Below are 15806 nucleotides of genomic sequence, written 5' to 3'. Positions count from 1 at the left end.
CAACACTCCCCGTCGAGCGCGCCTTGAGCGCGAGCCGGTAACAACTCGTTAACCACAGAGATCGCTGAATGAGGACAGAAGGCCTGCGGACGGCCGGTCCGCCTCTAGGCCGCGATCGAACCGAACCCCCTCTTGGCAGGGAGCGTCCCTATGGGCCTCGTGCTCGCGTTTCAGACTCAGCCGCGGCAGCCGTCGCGATCCTCCGTCACTCACCGCCGTCCGCGACCGACCGCCGGCGCCGAAATCCTGTTTTTCACCGGCGTCCGTTACGAGCGCCGGCTCGACGTCGGGTCAGCCTCGGCGGGCGGGCGCTCCCCCGCCATAGACCTCGGCCAGCCCGCTTCGTGATCGTCGCCGCGCTTCGGACGGCGACGTCCGGGGCGCGGACGATCAGCCTCGCGCTCTCGGCGGCGGCTCTCGGCGCCTGCGCCCAGACGGGCGATTTCGGCCGGCCCGCGCCCAGCGTCATCAACGACGCGTTGCTGCCCGCCGCCGGCGCGCTCGCGGCGCGGGGGCGTGGCGAGCCGGTCTCGGGCTACCGGCTGACCGACGACGAAGTCGAGATGCGGAACCTCGCCTGGGGCGTGGTGATGCCGCCGCTCCCCGAGCAGACGTTGGAGCGCACGCTCGTCGAGCTCGCGCGCACCCGCGTGCTCCCCGTCGAGCGGGTGCGCGTGGCGAAGGAGTCCTACGTTCGGACGCTCATCGCCACGCCCTACCGCTCGAGCGGCGCGCGTTACGCCCGTCTGAAAGCGGACATCGAAGCCGACATTTCACGGATCGAGCCGTTCTTCGCCGCGGCCGCCCGCGTCGCCGCGGGCGATCGGGCGCGGGACCGCGCCGCCGCCCGCGTGCCGGAGCTGCGCCCCGACGAGCGGGCCAACGTCGACGCCCGGATCGACGAGAACGGCCTGCTCATCGCCTGGGTGCGGCTGTCGTTCGACGAGCGGGTGGTGACCTACCGCTACGCGCTGGACCGGCTGGTGCTGGAGACGCCCGATCCCGCCGCGGTGCCGGTGGAGGCCTCGCTGTCGATCCTCGAACGCGTGCTCGCTTCGCTGCGGCCGATCGGCAAGCCGCGCGGCGTGTTCAAGGGTTAGACGTCGGAGTCGTCGACCGGCCGCATGTGGCGCTTTCGGCGAGCGTCTTGAGCGCGGGACGTGCGCTCGGCGCCTGGGCGAACAGCCGCACCAGCACGAAGCCGGCGTCGCTTGGCGAGACGATCCGGATCGAAGGCCGCGCCTGCGCGGTTTCGTCCTGCTCAGCCGCCGCCACGTCGTTCTCCCGCAGGATCACCACCTCGACCGTCCCGTTGGTCGCCGCCTTGTCGGTGAGCGCATAGAACGGCGCGCCCCGCCGTTCGTGGATCGCGACCGCGCCATAGGTCGAGGGCAGGGCGGCGCGCACCGTCACCGGACCGCCGGCAAGGTCGTAACGGCAGGCGGCGACCACGAAGGATGGGTCGGAAAAGGCGAGCAGATCCGCGGTCGCGCCGTCGTCCGGCAGCGCCACGAAGCGGCCGTCGGCCTGAAGCGCTCCGAGCCGGTCGTAGGGCCCCCGCGGCGCGAGCGACGGTATCGCGAGCAGCGATCCCACATGCACGACGCCGGCGAGGAACAGGCCGACCACAAGGGCGTAGAACAGACGCATCATCGGCAGGCGCCCCGTTTGACCGCCAACAGCTGCGGCGGCGTCCGGCGGGCGAGGGGCGTGCCGAGCGCCGTGTCGTAGAGCGCGAGCCGAAGAACGAAGGCGCCTTTCGCCGGCAACTGGATCCAGTCGCCGGCCTTTGCGGTCTGGGAGAGTTCGACGACGATCGGCCGTCCGATCACCCGCACCGTTTCGGCGCTCGACGTTCCGCGTCGGCCGAGCGCCGTCTCGAGCCTGCCACCTTCCGGCGAGAAAGGCATGAGCGTCCAGAGTCGGGCCGCGGGAAGGTCGCCCTCCAGCGTGTAGTCGCAGGCGGCGTCCAAGGAGCGGCCCGCGTCGTCCGTTCGCGCTTCGAAGGCGACCCCGTCGCCATAGGCGAGCGGCGCCTCGCCTCGGCGCGCGACGCCCGCGCGCAGGTAGGGATCCGCGCCCAGCCCGCCAATGTCGGGATCGGCCCGCCACGGCCCGATGGTCAGCCCTCCGATCGGCAGGCCATGGGTGACCGCGCGCAGCGTGGCCCCGAGGCCAAGCACGGCGGCGACCGCGAAGACGATCATGACCAGAAGGGTGAGGCGCATGCCGGCGGCCGATCTTAGCGCGCGGCCGTCGCGGGTTCGGCCCCGGCGAAGAACGGCGTGACGAGTTCCGCCCGTGGGCCGACCGCCGGGCGCGCGGCCGCGACGTCGGCGATCAGGGCCTGCAGCACCTTCGCCGCCCCGTCCGACAGATTGCGCGCGCCGACCGGGCGCACATCGGCGCCGTCCTCGGGCGCGGCCTCGGCGACCGCAGGTTTGGAGGCGGCAGGAAGGGCTATCCCCGGGATCGGCTTCGGGGCGACGCCCTGGTGGGCGAAGGCCATGATCTCCTTCCAGGCCATGGCTGGCAGGGAGCCGCCCGTCATCTCCTTCGTCGTGGTGAAATCATCGTTGCCGAACCAGACGCCGCCCACCAGCGAGCCGGTGAAGCCGATGAACCAGGCGTCGCGGTAGGACTGCGAGGTGCCGGTCTTGCCGCCGGCCTGGACGCCGTCGAGGCGGGCGCGACCACCGGTGCCGTTCTCGACCACGGCCAGCATCATGCGATTCATCTGCGCCACGACCGGATAGCCCAGGACCTGCTGCAAGGGCTTGGCGTCCCGCTCGCGCCGCCAGATCGCCGCGCCCTTGGAGTCGTCGACCTCGATCGCCGCGAACGGCGGCGCGCGCCGGCCGCCATTCGCAAGCGTGCCGTAAGCCGAGGTGTGGTCCAGCACCGTCACCTCCTCGACGCCCAGCGCAAAGGCGCGCCCGACGTCGAGTTTCGACCTGAGCCCCATGCGGTGGGCCATGTCGATGACGTTCCTCTGCCCCACCGCTAGCGCCAGCCGCACCGGTATGGTATTGATACTCTTGGCGAAAGCGGTGATGAGGGGGACTTTGCCGGCGAACCGGCGACCGTAGTTGCGCGGGCACCAGTTGCCGACGCAGATCGCCGCGTCCGACACCACGCTGTCGGGCGTGAACTTCCCCGAGGCGAACGCCGTCGCATAGACATAGGTCTTGAACGACGAGCCCGGCTGCCGCAGCGCGTCGACCGCGCGGTTGAACTGGCTCTGGCCGTAGTCCCGGCCGCCCACCATCGCCCGCACCCCGCCCTCCGGCTCCAGGATCACCGCCGCCGCCTGGTCGACGCGGTAGGAATCGCCGTACTGCCGCAGCATGCGCTCGACCACCTCCTCGGCGTGGCGCTGCAGCGCCGGGTCGAGCGCGGTCCGGACCCTGAGCACCCGCTGCCCCTTGAAGGCGCCGGCGTCCGCCATGGCGCGGATCTCGCCATAGGCCCAGTCGAGGAAATAGTCCGGGCTCGAGACCGCGACCGTGGGCTTCGGCGTCGCCGGCTGGAACCGCGCCGGCTGCACCTGCCCCTCGGTCATGAAGCCGGCGTCGACCAGATTGTCGAGCACGGTGGCCGCCCTCGCGCGCGCCGCCGCCAGGTTGACGTGCGGCGCGTATTTCGTCGGCGCCTTGAACAGGCCGGCCAGCATCGCGCTTTCGGCGAGGTCCACGTCGCGCGCGCTCTTGCCGAAGTAGAAGTGCGCCGCCGCGTCCACCCCGAAGGCCCCGCCGCCCATATAGGCCCGGTCGAGGTAGAGCTTCAGGATCTCGTCCTTCGAGAGGTGGAACTCGAGCCAGAACGCGAGGAACGCCTCCTTGATCTTGCGCTCCAGCGTGCGCTCGTTGGTCAGGAACACGTTCTTCGCGAGCTGCTGCGTGATCGACGAGCCGCCCTGCACCACGCCGTTCGCCCGCGCGTTCTGCACCAGCGCCCGCGCCGTGCCCGCAACGTCGATGCCGAAGTGGGTGTAGAACCGCCGGTCCTCGGTCGCGAGCGCCGCCTTGATCAGGTGGTCGGGGTATTCGCTCAAGGGAATGCCGTCGTTCTGCATCACCCCGCGTTTGCCGATCTCGGAGCCGTGCCGGTCGAGGAAGGTGACGGAGAGATCGGCCCGGCTCAGCCAGTCCGGCCCGGTCTCGCGGAAGGCCGGCAGCGCGAGCGCGAGCATGACGAGCGCGCCCGCGGTCCCGAGCGTCAGCCCCTCGCACAGGATCTCGACCGTCCAGCGCCGCCAGCCGCGCACGCGGAAGGCGTCGAAGGCCGCGCACACCCCGTCCCACCAGCGCGAGAGCGCGGGCCCGATGGTCCAGAAGGTGTGGTCTAGCCACGAATCGAGCGCCAACAGGCGTCGTTTCGTGTCGAGCGTCTTAGGCCGCGCGCCGAACCCGAACACCGAATGCCTCTCTCAACGTAAGCGTCGTTCCGGCCCCGGAATGACTTGACCCGACGGCGCCCGGAGCGCAAGAGCCGAAGCGTCGCCGCCCCCAGCCCAGAAGGACATACCCCCCGTGGCCGCACCCGGAAGCCTAGCCGAACCGCCCTTCTGGAGGGTGAAGACGCTGGCCGAAATGTCGGCGCCGGAGTGGGAGAGCCTGTGCGACGGCTGCGGCCGCTGCTGCCTGCTCAAGCTGCAGGACGAGGACACCGACCGCATCGCCTACACCGACGTCGCCTGCCGCCTGTTCGACCTCGGCACCTGCCGCTGCTCGGACTATCCCAACCGCCAGGCGCACGTGCCGGACTGCGTCCGGCTGACGCCCGAGGTGGTCGAGGACATCGGCTGGCTCCCCCCCACCTGCGCCTACCGCCTGATCGACGAGGGCAAGGATCTTCCCGCGTGGCACCCTCTGGTCTCGGGCGATCCGGAGACGGTGGTGACGGCGGGGGTGTCGGTCCGCGGCCGCGTGAGCTCCGAGACCGGCGTCTCGGAGTGGGAGCTGATGGACCGCATGGTCAGCTGGCCGGCTAAGTGGCCGAAGGGGGCGAAGCGGGGGTGAGGTCCCACGCCGCGAAGGGCGTTTTCGGCCTCCGGCTCGCGACTTCGACTACCAGCAGAAGACGGCCTTCGTCCTTTGTCACCAGCTGCTGCGCGAGGCGATGGCGGATGAGGTCGAGGCGAGACGCTTGAAGACTTGGTCGAGATAGACGGCCCCTATTTGGGCGGCCATATCCGCCCGGCGAACCTCAAAGAGGAGCGCGAATGAGCGTCGGATCGTCAGGGTTCCAGACCTTGCCGTCCTTATCGCCATCCCAAGGGTCGCCAAAAGCCTTAAGCGCAGGCGGTTCAGTCCCACCGGCTAGAGCAATGGCAACCGCCCGGCGCTCGCGCCGATGCTCCCGCACTTTAAAGGCCTCGTCGCTTTCGGCCGTCGTCACCGGCACGATGGGCGTCTTTCTTCTGGATCGGACATGCCTGCGCGCTTCTCTCAGTGAGACGCGAGGCCGCCGGACCGCCTTTCGGGATGTCAGGTTTACCGCAAGGGCGCTTCGACCGGAGCGCCACCCGACAGCCACCTCGCAGGCCTAATCTAGCCGAGACAGGCCCCAAACGCCTCTGGATTGTTGGTGCGCTTGCTCTTGGGCGTCGAGCGGCGCCCATCACGAAGGCAGTCGTGGATGCCCGGCTGCGCCGGGCATGACGGGGAGGGCGGCCCAGACGTCGCCCTGCGTTCTCACCCGCGCGCCGTCATGGTCCGGCTTGTCCGGACCATCCATGTCTGACGTGGCGCGCGACGCCCGAGATGGGTCCTCCGGTCAAGCCGGAGGACGACCCGGAGGGGCGCGAGCCGCGGGCGTCCCTTCTCCCATTGCCGGAGAGGGTGGACGGCGGCGTTCGCCGTCGGCCGGATGAGGGGTCGTCCGGGACGTCCTCGGCGGTGGGGAGGGCGGCTCAGACGAACCCTCACCCCAGCCCTCTTCCGCAAGGGGAGAGGGGGCGCGGCGTCGCCGTTTTCGGAAGGCGCGGCGGGTCTGCGCCGGTGGTTCTACAAGAGCGCGCCGTCATGTCCGCGCCTTCGCGCGGGTATCCACGACTTGGGCGTCGAGCGGCGCCCGTGACGAAGACAGTCGTGGATGCCCGGCTGCGCCCGGCTGCGCCTGGGTGATGGCGGCCCCGGCGTCGCGCGCCCCCTCGCTCGACGCCGTCATGGTCCGGCTTGACCGGACCATCCCTGTCCGACGCGGAGCGCGACGCTTGACGTGGGTCGTCCGGACAAGCCGGAGGACGACGGGGCGGGTGGCCCGGAGGGACGTGGGGACGAGGCGGGCGCGGCCATCTCTTCGTCCTTTGCGAGACAGCGAGGAACTGGGGGCTGGATCGCGTCTTTGATTCAAGCAAGATGATCATGCTGGACGGCGGCGGCCGCAGGACTGGCGGGGTTCGTCCGGCCTCGAGCCAGGCCGGCGTCCCTGGCCGCGCGGCGGTGTCCCGGCCTTGGGCCGGATCCAGACCCCCGCGGATCGCCGAACGATCGCGCGGGCCGACGCCCGTCGCGTTTCTGGGTCCCGGCTCAAGGCCGGGACGAGCCCTCCCGTGAGATGTCGCCGTCGTCCTCTCCGCGTGACCAATCCATGTCCCACGCCGGCTCGACGACCGAGATGGGTGCTGCGATGGAGCGGTCAGACTACGGAGCGGCTTGAAACGATGCGGACTGTGAGGCGCCGGGACGGTCGCCCCACCGAGGCCCGCACACGCAAAAACCCCGGCTTGGGGAGCCGGGGTTTTCCAAGGCGCAACGGCCGTGAGGCTTAGCGGCCGGCGCCGCTGGCCGGGCCGTGGTCGCTCGGCATGGTCTTGTCGGTGGCGGCGCCGGTGCTCGGCTTCGTCTCCGTGGCGCCAGAGGTCGAGCCCATGGAGCCGGAGGTCGCGCCCGAAGCGCCTGAGGTCGTCGCGCCGCCGCCGACCGAACCCTGGGTCTGCATGCTGGAGTTCGGTGCGCTTGGCTGCGTGGACGCGTCGGCGTTGGGCGTGCCGGCGGTCTGCGCCATGGCGAGACCCGACGAGGCGGCGAGGAGCAGAGCGGCGGCGCCGGCGGTGAAAGCATTTGTGCGGGTCATGAAGGTCTCCTGAAAAGAACTGTCTGTGTGTCCGCCGGATGATGTGCATCGTCGCACGCAGCGCAAAAGCATTGGCGCGGCGAACGGGAGACGCCGCAGTTCCGCAACGGACGCGTTAGGGTGATGCGACGAAGGTTTTTGGAGGCCTCGCCTTTGGAACGCGCGAGATGCGCTCCAACCCGGCGCCGCCATCGTCGGTCGGTTAAGACCTCAACACGCGACGCGCGAGAAAGTTGCAGGGCGCCGCCGCATGAGGCGGGGGACTCCGGCGCACGCTGGAGTTTAAGAAGAAAATCCTATATGGTGGCGCGAAGATGGGGCCGCTTGCGGGGCGGCTTCGCGCAGGAGGGAGCGGCATGCCGGCGTTTCGGGCGCATTCGGCCGAGGAGATCGAGCGGGCGCGCACGCTCTATGAGGAGACCGACGTCAGCCCCGCCGACATCGCGCGGCTGATGGGGCTCGGCGTCAACACCTTCTACCGCCGGGTGAAGGACTGGGGCTGGCGGCGGCGACGGCTGCGGGTGGAGGAGAGCGACGCCATCGCGCGCGAGGCCCTGACGAGCGCGGATCCCGGGATCGCGGCCTATGGCCGGGCCTGGGAGGAGGACAAGCGCTCCTCCGCCGAGCGGGCGGAGGCCGCGATCCTTGGGCAGATCGCGGCGATCGAGGGGCTGCAGCTCCGGGCGGCCCGGGCGGCGCTCGACCTGATCGACAGCGAGCGCGCGGCGCGGACGCTGTGGCGGCTGGCGCAGGCGCTGAACGAGGTGGAGAAGCTACGGCGGGCGGACGCCGCGCCGCGGAAGGGTCGGGCCGCGGGCAGGGCGAGCGAGCCGGAGGTCGACGTGGAGGCGATGCGGGAGGAGCTCGCCCGGCGGATCGCCGCCATGCGCAAGATGTACGAGGAGGGAGCGTAAAGCCCCGCGCATGCGAAAGCCCCGGCCGCAGGGACAGGGGCTTCGCAGGTTTTAGCGGGGCGCTTACTTGCCCGAGCCGGTGGTCGGCTTTTCGCTGTGGCCGCGCGGGCCCTCGGCCTTGTTGTCGACCGTGCCGGCGGAGGTCGGCGTGTTGTCCTTCATCTGGCCGGAGCCGGAGGCGGCGCCCGAACCCGTCATGCCGGACTGGCCCTTCACCTCGGGGCCGGAGTTCGGTCCGACGCCGGGCTGCGAGCCGGAGGTGGCGTTGTTCTCCTTGCCGGTGGCCTGCGCCATGGCGACGGTCGAGGACGCGGCGATGAGCAGGGCGGCGAAGCCGGCGGCGATCTTGGTGGTCATGACGTCTCCCAAAGTGGTTTGTTGATGAAGAAGCTCGGCCGAGCGCGGCCGGCCGTCGTCGGAAGACGACCGGCAAGACGTCGAGGGCCGTGCGAAAGAAAGGTCCGGCGATCGGCGGCGGCGCGACTGCGACATGGGACGCAGAAACCTTGAAGAAGCGGCGCGGCGGATCGCTTTTTCGATCGATCAAACGTTAAACACCCCGCGCTCAAAAAAGTTGCAGGGCGCTGGGCGAGATTTGACCAGGGCGAGTGCGGCCCTGAGGAGCGCGGGCGCGCCGGCACGAAAAAGCCCCGACGCGAGGCGCCGGGGCTCGATCGTCTTAAGGAGCTTGGGGCGTCAGCGACCGCCGCCGCCGCCGGCCCCGCCGCCGCCCTCGACCGGGGAGGGGCGCTGGCCCTTGATGTCGGTCGACTCGGTCGCAGCGGACGGAGTGCCCGAGCTCATGCCCGTCGAGCCCGTGGTCGAAGGGGTCTCGTGGGTCATCCCGGTGGAGTGATCCTTCTGCTGCTCCACCGTGCCGGGGCCGCCCGGCTGGCCGACGGTCGCGGCGCCCGCGCCGCCTCCGCCGCCGCCCGCGCCCTGGGCCAGGGCGAGGCTCGAAGAGCCGGCGATGAGAAGCGCAGCCGCGCCTGCGGCGATGAACTTGTTCATGATGTGGGTCCTTTCGTGCGGTGACGCGCCGGCCGGGCGAAACCGGAGCCTTGGGCTCCGGACGCTGCGCGGCGCGCTCGATCGTTCCCCTTCCAAACGTCGTGGGCGCGCGAAGGTTGCACGGCCGTCCGCGAGGCGCCGGACGGGGCGTGCGCCTGCACGGCGGGCGTCAGAAGCTGAAGGTCGCGACCACGCCGCCGCGCGGGGGCGCGCCGGGGGCGACGAACCCGCGGCGCCGCGCGAGCGCCTTCGCCGGCTCCTGGGCGAGCAGCGCCTCGGCGCGGCGGCGGTCGGCGTCCGACACCTTGTCGGCGTCGCACCGGCCCGGCTCCTCCCACAGCTTGCGCGCGACCGGCGTGCCGACCGCATAGGTGATCGTGCTCGCCGCGAGGTCGTCCGGCGCGACGTAGCGCTTGCGCATCAGCGCCTTGATCGCCTCGCCCAGGATCTGCGCGCTCTCCTCCAGGCTCATGTTCCGGACGAGATCGACGTCCGGGGCGTCGCGCCCGTCGACCGCGCAGTGCTTCGCCGTGAACAGCCAGTCGTGCACCATGTAGGCGGGCGCATAGCCCCAGGGGCCGAACCCCTTGAACAGCTGAGCGAACTTCGGGACCGACCCGCCGTCGGTGTACATCAGGCCCGGCCGGATGACGGCGCCGTCGGCGCGCGTGAAGGTCAGCTCGTTGTTGGGCACCGGCATGAACAGGAAGCGTCCGTCCCCGGCGGAAGCGCTCCCCTCGCCGAGCCAGACCACCACCAGCGAGCCGGAGAACGAGCCGCCTTCGGGCGCGTCGCGGTAGGCGAGGCCGCCGCATCCCGCGAGCCCCAGCGCCAGTCCGGCCGCAGCGAGCCGCCCCCATCCCATGCGCGCTTCCCCCGAAGCTCGATCGAACCTCGCGAGCGTAGCGCGAAAGGCGGTCCGCCGCCACGACCGCCGCGCTCCGCCTTGCGGCCGCAATCGCGTCGCTTATCTCGATGCGATGAGCACAGAGGGAGGACCTGTCCGATGATCCGAGCCGCTTTGGCCGCCAGCCTTCTCCTCGCAGGCCTCGCAGGCGCCCAGGCCGCGACCGTGCCGGAAGGCGTCTGGAGCCTGCCCAAGGGCAAGGCGACGGTGCGGATCACGTCCTGCGGCGAGAGCGTCTGCGCCACCCTCGTCGGGCTGGGCAAGCCGCTCGACAAGGAGGGCCGCCCCAAGGTCGACAAGCGCAACCCGGACCGCGCCAAGCGCGACCGGCCGGTGATCGGGCTGTCGCTGCTGCAGGGCATGGCGCCGTCCGGCGAGGGCTGGGCCGGCAAGTTCTACAATCCCGACGACGGCAAGACCTACGCCGGCACGCTCGCGCCCGCCGGCGACGGGACGCTGAAGCTCAAGGGCTGCGTCCTCGGCGGGCTGGTGTGCCGGACGCAGGTGCTCACCCGCGTGAGCTGACCGCCGAAACGACCGTGGCGGAGACCGGTCTCGCCGGTCCCCGCCACGAAAAGCGCAGGCCTGGGGCTGTCACGCCCGCAAGCCTGCGAAGGTGGGCCCGGCCGGGGTAAAGGGCCAAGCCAGGGGTCTCAGGGCCGGCGCGTCAGGCGCCGGCGAGCTTGGGCTGGCCGGTCGGGGTCGGGCCGTCGTCGAGCGTGGCGGGGTTGGCGACCCCCGAGCGCTTGACGTGGGCGGCGAGGACCGGGCGCAGGGCGACGATGGCGAGGAAGGCGGCGAGCAGGTCCATGCAGGCCACGGTGTAGAGCACGGTCGCCCAGGTGCCGGTCGCCTCCATCAGCAGGTTGCCGACCGGGACGAACAGCGCGCCGATGCCCTTGGCGCAGTACAGCACGCCGTAGATCTTGCCGATGTGCTTGGTGCCGAAGGCGTCGCCGGCGAGCGCCGAGAACAGCGAGTAGACTTCGCCCCAGGCCAGGAACACCACGCCGGACAGGATCAGGAAGGCGTAGGGGTTGTGGCCGAAGTAGCCGAGCGCGACGATGCCGAAGCCTTCGAGCGTGAAGGCGATGACCATCGTCTTCTCACGGCCGATGTTGTCCGAGATCCAGCCGAACAGCGGGCGCGAGATGCCGTTCATGATGCGGTCGAGCATCAGGGCGAGCGGCAGAGCGGCCATCGTGAAGAAGTACATGTTCACGCTGAAGTTCTTGACGCCGAGGTCCTGCGCGATCACGCCGAGCTGAGCCACCGCCATCATGCCGCCGGTGACGACGCAGATGAACATGAAGAACATCAGCCAGAACAGCTTGGTCCGCAGCGCTTCGGTGAGCGTGTAGTCCTTGCGGGTCTGATTGACCTTGTCGGAGACCTTGACTTCGCTCTTGGCCGGCGAACGCAGGAACATGGCGGCGATGAAGGCCAGGATGCCCTGCAGGATGCCGAAGAACAGGAAGGTCGACTGGAAGCCCGAGGTCTGGATCATCGACGCGATCGGCAGGATCGTCGCCGCCGAGCCCATGCCGTAGCCGCCGGCGGTCAGGCCGACCGCGAGGCCGCGGCGGTCCGGGAACCACTTCAGCGCGTTGTTGATGCAGGTCGCGTAGATGCAGCCCACGCCGATGCCGCCGACGGCCGCGCCGACATAGAAGCCCATCAGGGTCGTGGCCTGCGAGTTCAGCACCCAGGAGGCGCCCATGAACACCGCGCCGATCGCGACCATCACGCGGGGGCCGTACTTGTCGATGAAGTAGCCTTCGATCGGGGTCAGCCAGGTCTGCACCAGCACGAAGATGGTGAAGGCGATCTGGATCGAGGCGCGGTCCCAGCCGAAGGTCGACTGGATTTCAGGGACGAACAGGGTCCAGGCGTACTGGATGTTGGCGGTCGCGACCATGCAGATCACGCCGACGACGATCTGCGTCCAGCGGGTCTTCTCGGAGACGTTCGGCCGGAGGGCCGGGTCGGAAGCTTGTGCCATTTTGGCGTTTCCTCGGTGTGTTTCGTTCGGCCCGAAAGCCGTGTGGACGCCCTCGCTTGTGCGGCGTGGTCGTTTTTTCGACCTTGGCGCCGCGGCGTCGCAGTGGTTCAGAGTGCGTTCGGTCTCCCTCTGATGGGGGGGGATGACCCGGTGAAAAGGCCCGTGATTCCGGCCGTGTCACGCATGGCTGGTATGCAAAATATGGCATGCCAGAATGACGCAGGGATAGCCTCCGGACGGTGGTTGTACTTCACGACTTCGTAATCGGAGCGTGATCGGCCGTGATCGAGGCCGCGCAAAGCGGCCATGGCCCAGCAGCCCTTGAGGCTGGCGTCTTATTGGCGTATCGGCGCCCCTGTGAGCCTCGGCGACGGACGCGGGCGGGGCTCGGCGCGAGGGTTCGCGGAACGGCGATGACGTATTCGGTCAAGGAAATCTTCAAGACGCTCCAGGGCGAGGGCGCCCAGGCGGGCCGGACGTCCGTGTTCTGCCGGTTCGCGGGCTGCAACCTCTGGACCGGGCGGGAAGCGGATCGCGCGCGCGCCGTCTGCCAGTTCTGCGACACCGATTTCATCGGGACCGACGGCGAAGGCGGCGGCAAGTTCGCCGACGCCGACGCCCTGGCGGACGCGATCGCCTCCGCTTGGGGCTCTGCGTCGGGGCCGCGCTACGTCGTCTTCACAGGCGGCGAGCCGCTGTTGCAGCTGGACGCGGCGCTGACGGCGGCCTGCCGCGCGCGCGGCTTCGAATGCGCCGTGGAGACCAACGGCACCCAGGCGCGCCCCGCGGGCGTCGACTGGCTGTGCGTCAGCCCCAAGGCCGGCGCCCCGCTCGCGCTCGACGGGGGCGACGAGCTGAAGCTGGTCTACCCGCAAGCTGGCGTCGACCCCGAGGCGTTCCTGGGGCTCGAATTCCGGCATTTCTTCCTGCAACCGATGGACGGCCCCGAGGGGCCGGCGAACGTGCAAGCGGCCATCGCCTACTGCCTGGCCCACCCGCGCTGGCGCCTCAGCCTGCAGACCCACAAGATGATCGGCATTCCGTGAAAGGCGCCTCATGAGGATCGTTCAGGCCTTCACCTTCGAGGCCGCCCACCGGCTGCCGAACGTAGCCCCGACCCACCGCTGCCATCGCATGCACGGCCACTCCTACCGGGTGGAGCTGGCGCTCGAGGGGCCGATCGACCCCGTGACCGGGTTCGTGGTGGACTTCTTCGACGTCGAGGCGGCCTTCGGACCGGTGCTGAAGCGGCTCGACCATCACACGCTCAACGAGATCGAGGGACTCGAGAACCCGACGGCCGAGCTGATTGCGCTGTGGATCTGGGACAAGGTGAAGCCCGACCTGCCGCAGCTCGCGCAGGTAAAAGTGTTCGAGACGCCGTTCTGCTGGGCGGAGCACGACGGCGCATGACGGCGGCGGCCGGGAGCGACGGCGCGCTCGTGCTGTTCTCCGGCGGGCAGGATTCAACCACCTGCCTCGCCTGGGCGCTGGACCATTTCGCCCGCGTCGAGACGCTGGGCTTCGACTACGGCCAGCGCCACCGGGTTGAGCTCGACCAGCGCGCGGCGCTGCGAGAGGGGCTCGCGCGGCTGAAGCCGGAGTGGGCTGCCCGGTTAGGGGAGGACCACACGCTCGCGTTGCCGGTGCTCGGCGAACTGTCCGACACCGCGCTGACCCGCGACGTCGCCATCGAGGCGGAGGCGGGGGGCCTGCCCAACACCTTCGTGCCGGGACGGAACCTGGTCTTCCTCACCTTCGCGGCCGCGCTCGCCTGGCGACGGGGCCTGCGGCGCATCGTCGGCGGCATGTGCGAGACCGACTTCTCCGGCTATCCCGACTGCCGGGACGACACGATCAAGGCGCTGCAGGTGGCGCTCAACCTCGGCATGGAGCGCCGCTTCGTGCTGGACACCCCGCTGATGTGGCTCGACAAGGCCGACACCTGGGCGCTGGCGGACGGCCTCGGCGGCGCCGGGCTGGTGGAGCTGATCGTCGAGGACAGCCACACCTGCTACCTCGGCGAGCGCGGCGCCCGCCACGCCTGGGGCTACGGCTGCGGCGGCTGCCCCGCCTGCGATCTGCGCGCCAAGGGCTTCGCGCGCTGGCGCGAGCGGGCGGCGGCCGCTGGGGCATAGGTGGCCAGTAAGGTCTAGCGGCCTGCCTAGGTCCTCACGGGTCGTCTTGGTCCGGCTTGACCGGACCATCCACGCCGGGCGTGGAGCTCGACGCCTGATGTAGGTCCTCCGGTCAAGGCGGAGGACGACGGGGAGGGTGGCCCCGACGCAGCATGAGTCCGCTAAGGGCGAAGGGGACCGTTCCACTCACACGCCGTCGTGGTCCGGCTTGACCGGACCATCCATGCAGGCGTGGAGCGCGACATCTGAGGTGCTCCGGTCGAGCTGGAGGACTACGGGAGGGCGGCCCCAGGGGCGGTGGAGCGAACCAGCAGGGCCGGTGGGACCCGACTCCAACCACGCGCCGTCATGGTCCGGCTTGACCGGACCATCCACGTTCGACGCGGAGCTCGACGCCTGAGGTGGGTCCTCCGGTCAAGCCGGAGGACGACGTGGAGGGTGGCTCAAAGAGTGGTGCCGCACCCCCGCAGCGGGCAGATTAGACGCCGTCCCACTCACCCGCCGTCATGGTCCGGCTTGACCGGACCATCCATACTGGGCGTGGAGCGCGACGTCTGATGGGTCCTCCGGTCGAGCCGGAGGACGACGGGCGGGTGGCCCCTCAGGGCGGGCGATTAGGAGGCGGCGCGCGGAGAGCGATCCCCAAACGCAAACGGGGCGCCCCCTGAGGGACGCCCCGTTCGTCAAACCCGAACCCGGAAGGGCTCGCGCTCCGAGATTACTCGGCGCGGAGGTTCGCGGCCTTGGTCTTGCCACGCTCCATCACGACCTCGAACGCGACCTTCTGGCCCTCGACGAGGGTGTGGAGGCCCGAACGCTCGACGTCGGAGATGTGAACGAAGACATCCTTCGAGCCGTCGACCGGCTGAATGAAGCCATAACCCTTCTGGGTGTTGAAGAACTTGACGGTGCCGCTCGGCATGATCGCCTCCCTGGACAAGCGCATGTGCGCATTTGACCGCTTCTCCTTTCGGGTCCACGGCCGGGCACAATCCGAATTTGGTGCGTGTCGTGAAGGCGGTAGCTTTCGGCGAAATCGCCGCATGCAGGCCAGACAGGACGTCCAAAAATCTGATTGCTGATCGACAATGGCGCACAGCTAAAACGCGTCGTCAAGCGTCGGCGCGGCGCCCAAAAGGCGGAACCCGCGCGCCGACGCGCCGTTTGTCACCCGGATGCCAACTCTGGCCCAAGGAGGCGACGGCGTTGAGTTCATCGCATGACAATAATACGACCGAACGCTTCGGTTTCGCCGACGACGGAGTGATTCCGAACCACCCCAGCTTCGAGCTTCTGGTGCACCGCGCGGCCTTCGCGCCCGAGCCCGGCGAGCCCGCCGTGAGCGCGGAGCAGCTGTTCGGCGCCAACGGCTGGGGCGGCTTCTGGCGGGATGGGATCTACCCGTTCCACCACTACCACTCGACCTGCCACGAGGCGCTGGGCGTGGCGCGGGGCTGGGCCGAGGTGCGATTCGGCGGGGAGAGCGGCGGGCGCACCCTGCGCCTGGAGGCCGGCGACGTGGCGGTGCTGCCCGCCGGCACCGGACATTGCCGAGTCGCCGCCAGCGAGGATTTCGAGGTCGTCGGCGCCTATCCGCCGGACCAGCCCTTCGACCTGATCCGGGACGCCGCCGACCACGACGCCGCGGTGGAGCGCATCAAGGCCGTGCCGACCCCGGCGACGGACCCCGTGTTCGGGCCGGACGGCGGCCTCCGGGCGGCGTGGAAGACCCTGACGCGACCTGCGGCGTGAGT

Annotated in this window: 18 protein-coding genes and 1 pseudogene; 9 read left to right on the top strand and 10 right to left on the bottom strand. The window is 70.2% G+C overall.

Going from position 1 to position 15806, the window contains the following annotated elements:
• Nucleotides 1–344: 344 nt before the first annotated feature.
• Nucleotides 345–1100: a hypothetical protein gene (locus METY_RS11585; protein WP_103121542.1), complete on the top strand. Its 756-nt coding sequence runs from the start codon at nucleotides 345–347 to the stop codon at nucleotides 1098–1100.
• Here METY_RS11585 and METY_RS11580 read toward each other — a convergent pair.
• From METY_RS11580 to METY_RS11570, 3 genes are read right to left on the bottom strand one after another with little or no spacing between them, the layout of a single operon-like run.
• Nucleotides 1090–1653: a DUF1254 domain-containing protein gene (locus tag METY_RS11580; RefSeq protein WP_103121541.1), complete on the bottom strand. Its 564-nt coding sequence runs from the start codon at nucleotides 1651–1653 to the stop codon at nucleotides 1090–1092. The genes METY_RS11585 and METY_RS11580 overlap by 11 nt on opposite strands.
• Nucleotides 1650–2228 carry a DUF1214 domain-containing protein gene (locus tag METY_RS11575; RefSeq protein ID WP_103121540.1) on the bottom strand — a complete coding sequence of 193 codons (579 nt, stop codon included), beginning with the start codon at nucleotides 2226–2228 and terminating at the stop codon, nucleotides 1650–1652. Before METY_RS11575 ends, METY_RS11580 begins: the two co-directional genes overlap by 4 nt.
• Nucleotides 2229–2242: 14 nt before the next feature.
• Nucleotides 2243–4366 (bottom strand): transglycosylase domain-containing protein, encoded by a 2124-nt coding sequence (locus METY_RS11570; RefSeq protein ID WP_244593617.1) that lies wholly within the window; start codon nucleotides 4364–4366, stop codon nucleotides 2243–2245.
• A gap of 157 nt (nucleotides 4367–4523) precedes the next feature.
• Between METY_RS11570 and METY_RS11565 the strand changes: the two genes are divergently transcribed.
• Nucleotides 4524–5021 carry a YcgN family cysteine cluster protein gene (locus tag METY_RS11565; protein ID WP_200819663.1) on the top strand — a complete coding sequence of 166 codons (498 nt, stop codon included), beginning with the start codon at nucleotides 4524–4526 and terminating at the stop codon, nucleotides 5019–5021.
• Nucleotides 5022–5055: 34 nt separating this feature from the next.
• Nucleotides 5056–5222: pseudogene (locus METY_RS21405) on the top strand (IS1595 family transposase); the annotation flags it as partial.
• Here METY_RS21405 and METY_RS11560 read toward each other — a convergent pair.
• A complete protein-coding gene (locus METY_RS11560; RefSeq protein WP_244593616.1) occupies nucleotides 5209–5406 on the bottom strand; it encodes a hypothetical protein in 198 nt (65 codons plus the stop codon). The pseudogene METY_RS21405 and the gene METY_RS11560 overlap by 14 nt on opposite strands.
• Nucleotides 5407–6771: 1365 nt before the next feature.
• Complete coding sequence (locus tag METY_RS11555) at nucleotides 6772–7080, bottom strand: hypothetical protein (RefSeq protein ID WP_103121536.1); 309 nt, start codon at nucleotides 7078–7080, stop codon at nucleotides 6772–6774.
• A gap of 356 nt (nucleotides 7081–7436) precedes the next feature.
• On the opposite strand from METY_RS11555, the gene METY_RS11550 reads away from it, so the two are divergent.
• A complete protein-coding gene (locus tag METY_RS11550; protein WP_103121535.1) occupies nucleotides 7437–7994 on the top strand; it encodes a hypothetical protein in 558 nt (185 codons plus the stop codon).
• A 63-nt stretch (nucleotides 7995–8057) separates the two neighbouring features.
• Here METY_RS11550 and METY_RS11545 read toward each other — a convergent pair whose 3' ends face one another.
• The 3 genes from METY_RS11545 to METY_RS11535 all read right to left on the bottom strand — a co-directional run bounded on the left by METY_RS11545 (nucleotide 8058) and on the right by METY_RS11535 (nucleotide 9870).
• Complete coding sequence (locus METY_RS11545; RefSeq protein WP_103121534.1) at nucleotides 8058–8351, bottom strand: hypothetical protein; 294 nt, start codon at nucleotides 8349–8351, stop codon at nucleotides 8058–8060.
• A 339-nt stretch (nucleotides 8352–8690) separates the two neighbouring features.
• Complete coding sequence (locus tag METY_RS11540) at nucleotides 8691–9005, bottom strand: hypothetical protein (RefSeq protein ID WP_103121533.1); 315 nt, start codon at nucleotides 9003–9005, stop codon at nucleotides 8691–8693.
• A 169-nt stretch (nucleotides 9006–9174) separates the two neighbouring features.
• A complete protein-coding gene (locus tag METY_RS11535; RefSeq protein WP_103121532.1) occupies nucleotides 9175–9870 on the bottom strand; it encodes a hypothetical protein in 696 nt (231 codons plus the stop codon).
• A 141-nt stretch (nucleotides 9871–10011) separates the two neighbouring features.
• On the opposite strand from METY_RS11535, the gene METY_RS11530 reads away from it, so the two are divergent.
• The gene (locus tag METY_RS11530; protein ID WP_103121531.1) at nucleotides 10012–10437 is read left to right on the top strand and encodes a DUF2147 domain-containing protein; all 426 of its coding nucleotides are present in this window, start codon (nucleotides 10012–10014) and stop codon (nucleotides 10435–10437) included.
• A gap of 142 nt (nucleotides 10438–10579) precedes the next feature.
• Here METY_RS11530 and oxlT read toward each other — a convergent pair whose 3' ends face one another.
• Complete coding sequence (gene oxlT, locus METY_RS11525) at nucleotides 10580–11914, bottom strand: oxalate/formate MFS antiporter (RefSeq protein ID WP_103121530.1); 1335 nt, start codon at nucleotides 11912–11914, stop codon at nucleotides 10580–10582.
• Nucleotides 11915–12327: 413 nt separating this feature from the next.
• On the opposite strand from oxlT, the gene queE reads away from it, so the two are divergent.
• The 3 genes from queE to queC are packed head-to-tail and all read left to right on the top strand — an operon-like array spanning nucleotide 12328 to nucleotide 14052.
• Nucleotides 12328–12960 (top strand): 7-carboxy-7-deazaguanine synthase, encoded by a 633-nt coding sequence (queE, locus tag METY_RS11520; protein WP_103121529.1) that lies wholly within the window; start codon nucleotides 12328–12330, stop codon nucleotides 12958–12960.
• 10 nt (nucleotides 12961–12970) lie between these two features.
• Nucleotides 12971–13327: a 6-carboxytetrahydropterin synthase QueD gene (queD, locus tag METY_RS11515; RefSeq protein WP_103121528.1), complete on the top strand. Its 357-nt coding sequence runs from the start codon at nucleotides 12971–12973 to the stop codon at nucleotides 13325–13327.
• Nucleotides 13324–14052: a 7-cyano-7-deazaguanine synthase QueC gene (queC, locus tag METY_RS11510; protein WP_103121527.1), complete on the top strand. Its 729-nt coding sequence runs from the start codon at nucleotides 13324–13326 to the stop codon at nucleotides 14050–14052. Before queD ends, queC begins: the two co-directional genes overlap by 4 nt.
• Nucleotides 14053–14770: 718 nt before the next feature.
• Here the strand turns inward: queC and METY_RS11505 are convergent.
• Nucleotides 14771–14974 (bottom strand): cold-shock protein, encoded by a 204-nt coding sequence (locus METY_RS11505; protein ID WP_103121573.1) that lies wholly within the window; start codon nucleotides 14972–14974, stop codon nucleotides 14771–14773.
• A 284-nt stretch (nucleotides 14975–15258) separates the two neighbouring features.
• Between METY_RS11505 and METY_RS11500 the strand changes: the two genes are divergently transcribed.
• Entirely contained in the window at nucleotides 15259–15804 is a 546-nt protein-coding gene (locus METY_RS11500; protein ID WP_103121526.1) for a cupin, read from the top strand.
• Nucleotides 15805–15806: the final 2 nt, after the last annotated feature.

It is taken from the genome of Methylopila sp. Yamaguchi (assembly GCF_002897035.1).
GTDB lineage: Bacteria > Pseudomonadota > Alphaproteobacteria > Rhizobiales > Methylopilaceae > Methylopila.
This window is presented reverse-complemented; position numbering and strand designations above follow the sequence as displayed.

Bases quoted from the DNA above. Each gene is read 5' to 3' on its own strand.
- METY_RS11580 (WP_103121541.1), bottom strand. From the start codon at position 1,653: ATGATGCGTCTGTTCTACGCCCTTGTGGTCGGCCTGTTCCTCGCCGGC.
- METY_RS11575 (WP_103121540.1), bottom strand. From the start codon at position 2,228: ATGCGCCTCACCCTTCTGGTCATGATCGTCTTCGCGGTCGCCGCCGTG.
- METY_RS11555 (WP_103121536.1), bottom strand. From the start codon at position 7,080: ATGACCCGCACAAATGCTTTCACCGCCGGCGCCGCCGCTCTGCTCCTC.
- METY_RS11550 (WP_103121535.1), top strand. From the start codon at position 7,437: ATGCCGGCGTTTCGGGCGCATTCGGCCGAGGAGATCGAGCGGGCGCGC.
- METY_RS11545 (WP_103121534.1), bottom strand. From the start codon at position 8,351: ATGACCACCAAGATCGCCGCCGGCTTCGCCGCCCTGCTCATCGCCGCG.
- METY_RS11540 (WP_103121533.1), bottom strand. From the start codon at position 9,005: ATGAACAAGTTCATCGCCGCAGGCGCGGCTGCGCTTCTCATCGCCGGC.
- METY_RS11535 (WP_103121532.1), bottom strand. From the start codon at position 9,870: ATGGGATGGGGGCGGCTCGCTGCGGCCGGACTGGCGCTGGGGCTCGCG.
- METY_RS11530 (WP_103121531.1), top strand. From the start codon at position 10,012: ATGATCCGAGCCGCTTTGGCCGCCAGCCTTCTCCTCGCAGGCCTCGCA.
- oxlT (WP_103121530.1), bottom strand. From the start codon at position 11,914: ATGGCACAAGCTTCCGACCCGGCCCTCCGGCCGAACGTCTCCGAGAAG.
- queE (WP_103121529.1), top strand. From the start codon at position 12,328: ATGACGTATTCGGTCAAGGAAATCTTCAAGACGCTCCAGGGCGAGGGC.
- queD (WP_103121528.1), top strand. From the start codon at position 12,971: ATGAGGATCGTTCAGGCCTTCACCTTCGAGGCCGCCCACCGGCTGCCG.
- queC (WP_103121527.1), top strand. From the start codon at position 13,324: ATGACGGCGGCGGCCGGGAGCGACGGCGCGCTCGTGCTGTTCTCCGGC.
- METY_RS11505 (WP_103121573.1), bottom strand. From the start codon at position 14,974: ATGCCGAGCGGCACCGTCAAGTTCTTCAACACCCAGAAGGGTTATGGC.